Raw genomic sequence first — 6,899 nt, forward strand, 5'->3', positions numbered from 1 at the left:
CGGTAGGAGTGGGGCCCCCACGCTCGAAACCGTCGCCAGCACCTACGGTCGCCTCCCGGGTACTGCCCCACTGCCGCCGGGCGAAAGGCTCAGATCCAGCCGTCCAACGTCGTCAGAAATCCCTGCAGATCGTCGCGGTGGATGCAATGCCCCGTCTGCGGCGCCACACGCACCTCAAAGCCCCGCCCGGCCAGCGCGGCCGCCGTTGGCTCATCGATGCACAGACTCGGGTCGGCGAGCTGGACCAGTGACGGTACGACGGCCCTCTCCGGCAGATAGTCCTGGTCGAACCGCTCCACGCAGCGCAGGAATTCGGCGTCGAACAGCTCGAAGCCCGCAAGCTCCGCCGCCACGTCCTCCTCCGACCACCGCGGATTCCACTCTCGTACGCGCTCGGCGGTGGCGGAGGCCACCATCTCCCGCATGGCGGCCGTGGCGGCCGCCGGCACATTGCGCAGACAGAAGCCGGGATCCGAATACACCGCCCGGCCCGGCCGCAGCCGCTCGACGGCAAGAGGAGGGACAGCCCGCCGAGCGAGTGCCCGATCGCCACCGCCGCACCGGCCGGCAGACTCTCCACCAGGTCATCGGCGAGCAGGTGAGGCCGGTACTCGGCACGCGAACTGCGCCCGTGACCGCGCAGGTCAGGAGCAACGACACGATATCCCAGGCCCACCAGATGATCCTCGACGGCATGCCAGGTGCGGTGGTCGGCCATGCCACCGTGGATCAACAGCGCGACCCTGTCACCGGAACCGCGCTCGTGGACATGCAGCTTCATCTCGGAGCACCTCTCAGCCGACCAGTCGGAGGATTACACGTGTCACCAGCGCCACCAGCGCCACCAGCGCCACCAGCGCCACCAGCGCCACCAGCGCCACCAGCGCCACCAGCGCCACCAGCGCCACCAGCGCCACCAGCGCCACCAGCGCCACCAGCGCCACCAGCGCCACCAGCCTCCTGCACACCGCACCGAAGGGCAAGGAGTGAGCAGAAGGAGCACGCAGCGAGAAGCCCCGCCACGGGGGCGGGGCTTCAGCAAGGCGGAGGGGCCCGAGGCCGCAGGTGCGCGGGCCCTCAGCCCTGCCCTGCAGGGCAGAGACGCTGCGCCTTCGCCTCGCTGTCGAGCTTGGCATCCACACAGCCGCCGGGCAGCGAACCGTAGTCCCTACTACCGAAGTTGGCGGTCACGGTCAGCCTGCCGTCGCCGAACTCCGAGCGCTGCACCGTCCCGTCAGCGGTCAGCCGCTGGTAGCCGGTCATGCGCTCGGTACCGGCGGCCTTGTGCAGAGGTGCGAAGTAGCGCTGAAGCTCCGCCATCTCCTTGCCCGTGGACGTCAGGTTCTCGTCCCCGAGCGTGAAGTTGAGGGGGGTGTTGTAGAGGATGGACATCAGTGCCCGGTCGGTCTTCTGCTCCGGGAGCTTGTTGTACGGCAGCTCCCAGCGGCCGGTGTTGATGACGGAACCGTGCAGCGCCGTTTCGTACAAGGGGACGCGGTAGCGCGGGTCGTACATCGCCTTCGCCACGGCGGCAGGCAGCTCGACCTGCTTGAAGAAGAACGCGGGCTCACCCGCGGGGGCGTAGCCGCCCCACTTCTCCCTGTCGTTCTCCAGCTTCCACAGGCCGTCGTGCACCGGGGTCTGCCCGCCGTGGTTGAAGGCGAGCACGGAGGAGGCCCAGGAACCGGCCGACTCGGAGCCGAGGACGAGCTTGTCGTCGGAGGCGAGCTTCCGCATACGCTCCAGACGGTTGGCGCGGTCCCGCTTCTTGTTCATGCGGTGGCCCTCGCTGCCGTCCGTGAACAGCTCGCCCGCCGCGTCGACATCCAGGAAGTAGCTGTCGGCACCGTTGGCCGTCATCCTCTCCGCCCGGTCGTCCAGGTAACGCTCGCCGGGCTCGGCCCGCCGGAACGCCTCGGAGCTGAGGTAGCAGCCCCGACCGCCGAAGCCTTCCTTGACCTCGCCCTTCCAGTCCCGTACGCAGAAGTCCGGGTAGACCGAACCGGGCCATTTCGACGAGGGGTTGTCGGCACTCCCGGCAGGCTGGCCATTGGCATAGGAGTCGTACGGGCCGACCAGATAGCCGTGCCGCTGCGCGGCCCGCACCGCCTGCCGGTCCATCGGCTGGTCGTCGGCGTCATAGCCGAGCCAGAGCCGGGAGACCCCGAGCTCGCGCAGCTCGTTCACGCCCTTCGCGGTACGGGCCTCGCCCCAGGCATAGGCGTGCGCGGCCCCGAGCAGCCGCTCGACCTCAGGGTTCTCCCGGATCTTCTGCTTCAGGGAGCGCAGCTTGCCGTGTTCGTCGAGATAATCGCGGTAGTTGGTGGCGGACGAGACCGCGGAGGAGTCCGTGAGCGAGAAGTGCACGGTGTAGCCGCGGGTCTCCTCGCGCTGCGAGAACTCGTGCTGCGCCGTGGCGCCGAACCGGCCGCCCTTCGAGGCGAAGCCCAGCGAGGTGCCGACCTCCTCCGGGACGATATAGCCGACGCCGTGCCGACCCTGGGTATAGCCCCAGGCCGGAAGGGTGAGGCCGCCTGAGAGATCGACCTCCGTGCCCCTCAGCCCGGCCTCGCGGGAGTTCCAGAAACGGTCGCTCACCGGGATACGCAGGCCCTCGCCGCGCGGAATCTGAAGGGCCCCGCCGGCGCCGGGGGCGGTACTGGGCCAGGACAGGTTCTGGTCGACGCCGGAGCGCACGGTCATGCGCAGCCGGCCGTGCTCGCTCCCCGCCGTGACGGTGAGCTTCTTGTCGGGGTACGACCAGCGGGCCGTGTCCCCGTCCACGGTCACCTTGCCGGGCTTGCCCAGCTCCTGTCGCGCCGCGCCGGACACCGGCAGAGAGGCCCCGTCGCCGGTGTGCCCCGTGACGCGCAGCGACCCGGTGTCCACGCGCGCGGTGCCGCCCCGCACGGTGAAGTCGACTGCGCTGCCGTGCACTTGGGGCGGCGTGCCGGGCGTACCGTCGCCCCACGGCGAACCGGCCGTAGCCAGACAGCCCGCCGATGCCGTGCTGGCGGTCAGCACGACCGCCGCGGCGATGCCGTACGTACGGATCCGGCGCCGCCGCCGCCCGCCCGCAACGTCACGATGACAGGCCTCCTGCGTTCGAGTGCTGTTGCTCTTCGCGTAAGTCACGAGCGAGAGCATCGGCCGTGGGCGTAAGAGGTTTCTAAGACCGCGCTCCTCCCGGGCACACGACGGCAGCGCGCTGGATCGCCCGGCCGTCGAGCCCCCAGGCAGGGTCGATCGCGATGCCGAGGTGAGTGAGCGCGGCCGGACGCGGTGGAGGGGATCGGGTCGGTTGTCTGGCCTCATGGGGCAGGCGCATCCCGCTCCGGCCCACACATGGTCGTGCTGCGCATCCTGCCCGGCTCGGCCTCGTTCCTCTTACGGAAGCAAGATCCATAAAGAACGCGAGAGGAACAAGTGCCGGACCGTACAAAGGACTTCGGCAGATTCGGCGCGACAGGCATCGAAGGCGGCGAGGCACTGTCCCGCCAACTCGACCGCCTGGTCGACGGCATCGCCTCACCCATCACCACCAGACGAGGCCTGCAAGCCCACCTCCGCTACCTGACCAAAACCCCACGGGCAAGGGCAGCGGCCCGCGCAGCAGGCCTCACGGTCACCGACCGCACGCTGAAGGCCTGGCTGTCGGGCAAACGCACTCCCACCCAACGAAATCTTGAACGCATCGAGCAGGCCTACTGGACAGTCCGTCGTCAGAACGTAGCCCGCTACCTCCTCAAACGCCTCGAATCGAGAGGCGGTACGAGGGTGGAGATCCACCCCATGAACCAGTCCCAGGTCGACCGCCGCTTCCAACGTGTCCTGGAATACCGCACGTTGAACATCCGCAAGTGGAAACACATCATCACGGCCTGGGCCGCCGGTGACCGAAGGGCACTCCAGAACCTCTGGTGCGACGAGATCACCGCTCTCGGCTCGCAATGGGGCCAGTACGAGCACGTGACGACGGTGGGATTCGCGGCGTAGGCAAGGGCCTTACTGGAATGGTGGGTTTAGCAGGGTACTGACCGAGAGGTCTGGAACACAGCCCACACCGCTTTCCCTGGTCCGTCCCGGTGCGAGATTCCCCAGTTGTCGGCGAGGGCTGCGACGAGGAACAGTCCACGCCCGTGGTCATCCCCCTCTGTGGCCTCGCAGACCCATGGTGCTCCGTCGCCTGCATCGTGCACCTCCAGGCGCACCGCATCGCTTTCGAAGGCCAGATGCACGCGGAATTCGCGGCCAGACGGTGTGTGCCGCAGTGCGTTGGTGGCGAGTTCGGACGCGCAGAGGACTACGTCTTCGATGCGGTCGGCAGGTAGGTGATCGGAAATGGCCTGGCGTACGAAACGACGGACGTGTGCGATGGCTGTACGACGCCGGGTGAACTGCCGCTGCACGCAGGTTACTTGCGAGGAATGACTGGATGGGGAGGCGGCGGTCAAGGCAGTCGCTTGAGGGGCTTCTGACATGGCTTGAGCATCAGCCTTCCGAGCATCCGCAGGGGAGTGTGCGAGTCATGCGGGCCGCAGTACGAGGTTCACACACTGTGTGAACCGAATCCCGCTACCGTTGTGACACTGAGTGATCCGGGGGACACATCATGGAACCCAACATGCTGCTCGACGCACTCCTGGCTGAGGCGGGCATGTCCCGCAAGGGACTCGCAGCGCAGGTCAACGCGGCTGGAGCAGCACAAGGAAGATGCATGCGCTACGACCACAGCTCCGTCATCCGTTGGCTGGGCGGACAACGACCACGCGGAAATGCCCCCGACCTGATCGCGGGCATCCTCGGCCGACGCCTCTGCCGCCGTGTGTCGCTCGACGACCTCGGAATGGGAACCGCTGCCGCGCCCCCTGTGGGAACTTCATTGGACGGGTTTATCGGCAAGGCCACTGCCCTTTGGCAGGGCGACCACAAACAGCGCGAAGATCTTCAGCTGGCACCCGTCATAACAGGACTGCCTGCCGTCGGGCCGGTCTGGGAATGGGAGAACCCACCGGACGACACGGATGTCTCAAGCCGGGGCACGGTGCGCGTGGGGTTACCCGATGTGGAAACTCTCCGCACCGCACGCAATCACTACGAGCAGATGTACCGAAAGGCCGGCGGCGTCGCCACGCGCGGCAGAGTCGTTCGGTTCCTTGTCCAGGACACAGCCCCACTGATGCGAGGTACCTACACCGATACAACCGGTCGCGAACTGCACAGGGCCGTCGGTGGGTTGGTCGCCATCGCCGGTATCTGCGCATATGACTCGAGCGCTCAAGGCCTCGCGCAACGCTACTACCATCAGGCCCTTCGGCTTGCGAAGGCCTCCGGTGACCGGGCCTTCGGGGGATACGTAATCGCTCTCCTCGTGAACCACGCCCTCTATCTCGGCGAGTACACGCAGGCCGTCTCGTTCGCCGAGGCCGGACTGCGCACTGCCGGACACGCGATCTCACCCGCACTCGCCTGCGACCTGAATGCCATGCAAGCCAAAGCCTTCGCGAGGATGGGCGACCAAAAGGGAGCTCGGCACGCCATGCAGCACGCCGAGATCGCAGCCGGCCTCATCAGGCCCGACGAGGAACCAACCGAGACCGGGTACGTGCAACCAGGCTTGTTGGAGAATGCGCTGGCCGACACCCTCATGAGGCTCGGAGACACCGGACCCGCGCAGCGATACGCCGCCGAAGCCGTCGAGATCCAGGCACATGCACGAGGCCAGGTGCACCGGCTCGGCACTCTCGCCGACTGCGAACTGCGTGCAGGAGAAGCCGATCAGGCAGCCGCCACCGCAGCACGAATGCTGGACACTGTGCAAGGCATGGAGTCCCACCGCCTGTACGACCGACTCGCGAGAGTACGACGCAGTCTGGCCAGCACCCGCAGTGTGTCGGTGCGCGAAGTCGTCGGCCGCCTCGACGACACCCTGCGCATCCCGCTGTGAACGATGTGTTCGGATGGAGCTAGTCCACTACGGGAGGCAACGGGATGTCAGTGTGGCGGAACCTCAGCGAGCGCACGGTGTACGAGAACCGATGGATCAAGGTCAATATGGCGGATGTTGAACTACCCGACGGCCGTCACCTGGATCACACCGTGCTTCGTCTCCGCCCTGTCGCAGTCGCCACCGTCGTCAACGAAGCGAACGAGGTGCTGTTGTTGTGGAGGCACCGATTCATTACTGAGGCATGGGGTTATGAACTGCCCTCGGGCGGCACAGGCGAGGGTGAAGATCCGGCTGAGGCGGCGGCGCGTGAGTTCGAGGAAGAGACAGGATGGCGGCCGGGGCCTATGAGGCTGCTCCTGGCGGTGGATCCCATGCCAGGGATCTCGACGTCACATCACCGGGTGTACTGGTCGGACAGTGCTGTGAAGGTGGCCGAGGTTCCTGAAGACGACTTCGAATCACAACGGCGTGAATGGGTGCCGTTGGAAACGGTCCCTGAACTGATTGCACGTGGCGAGGTCAGGTCTGCGAATGCGGTGGCGGCGTTGCTGATGTTGCATCAGCTGCGTGTGAGATAAGGATAGTGGATCAACGGGTCCAATTTGTAAGTGGGTTGACGAAAAGTCAGGTTGCTTGGATCCATAGGTGCGCGTTTGCTCCATAAACTATCTGGGCTACATGTTTGACGCATACGGCTTGGCAAGCTGGTCTGCACCGGTCAGTCAGGTGGACTTGATGTTACGCCAGGGGCTGCTGCCTTAATTTCTGCTGATACCGAAAGTCCCCTGACCCATGGAAGGCCCCAGGGGACTCGCGCAGCTGCCCCCAACTAGCCAGCGAAACCCGGGAGTTCGCGGAGCGAATTCCCGGAGGCCGAATCGCGGAGCGATTCGAGCCGCGGACAACGGAGTTGGCCGCAGGCCGGCCACGGAGTGGTAGGCACGCAGCG

7 protein-coding genes are annotated in these 6,899 nt (G+C 66.5%); 3 read left to right on the forward strand and 4 right to left on the reverse strand.

The window, feature by feature from the left end; translation table 11 throughout:
- Positions 1 to 112: 112 nt before the first annotated feature.
- The 3 genes from QIT00_RS29520 to QIT00_RS29530 form a co-directional block, all read right to left on the reverse strand.
- The gene (locus QIT00_RS29520; RefSeq protein WP_349017212.1) at positions 113 to 781 is read right to left on the reverse strand and encodes an alpha/beta fold hydrolase; all 669 of its coding nucleotides are present in this window, start codon (positions 779 to 781) and stop codon (positions 113 to 115) included.
- Between the two features lie 13 nt (positions 782 to 794).
- Entirely contained in the window at positions 795 to 953 is a 159-nt protein-coding gene (locus QIT00_RS29525) for a hypothetical protein (protein ID WP_282538490.1), read from the reverse strand.
- A 124-nt stretch (positions 954 to 1,077) separates the two neighbouring features.
- Entirely contained in the window at positions 1,078 to 3,135 is a 2,058-nt protein-coding gene (locus tag QIT00_RS29530; protein WP_282538491.1) for a glycoside hydrolase, read from the reverse strand.
- A gap of 291 nt (positions 3,136 to 3,426) precedes the next feature.
- On the opposite strand from QIT00_RS29530, the gene QIT00_RS29535 reads away from it, so the two are divergent.
- Positions 3,427 to 3,996, forward strand: a complete 570-nt coding sequence (locus tag QIT00_RS29535) for a transcriptional regulator (protein WP_282538492.1) — start codon at positions 3,427 to 3,429, stop codon at positions 3,994 to 3,996.
- Positions 3,997 to 4,022: 26 nt separating this feature from the next.
- Here the strand turns inward: QIT00_RS29535 and QIT00_RS29540 are convergent, their stop codons facing one another.
- Positions 4,023 to 4,481, reverse strand: a complete 459-nt coding sequence (locus tag QIT00_RS29540) for an ATP-binding protein (protein ID WP_282538493.1) — start codon at positions 4,479 to 4,481, stop codon at positions 4,023 to 4,025.
- Between the two features lie 131 nt (positions 4,482 to 4,612).
- Between QIT00_RS29540 and QIT00_RS29545 the strand changes: the two genes are divergently transcribed.
- Both QIT00_RS29545 and QIT00_RS29550 read left to right on the forward strand, forming a co-directional pair.
- Positions 4,613 to 5,947 (forward strand): transcriptional regulator, encoded by a 1,335-nt coding sequence (locus QIT00_RS29545; protein ID WP_282538494.1) that lies wholly within the window; start codon positions 4,613 to 4,615, stop codon positions 5,945 to 5,947.
- A gap of 44 nt (positions 5,948 to 5,991) precedes the next feature.
- Positions 5,992 to 6,528 carry an NUDIX domain-containing protein gene (locus tag QIT00_RS29550; RefSeq protein WP_282538495.1) on the forward strand — a complete coding sequence of 179 codons (537 nt, stop codon included), beginning with the start codon at positions 5,992 to 5,994 and terminating at the stop codon, positions 6,526 to 6,528.
- The last annotated feature ends 371 nt before the right edge of the window (positions 6,529 to 6,899 follow it).

Origin of the sequence: Streptomyces luteolus (genome assembly GCF_029968015.1) — a bacterium.
Classification (GTDB): domain Bacteria; phylum Actinomycetota; class Actinomycetes; order Streptomycetales; family Streptomycetaceae; genus Streptomyces; species Streptomyces luteolus.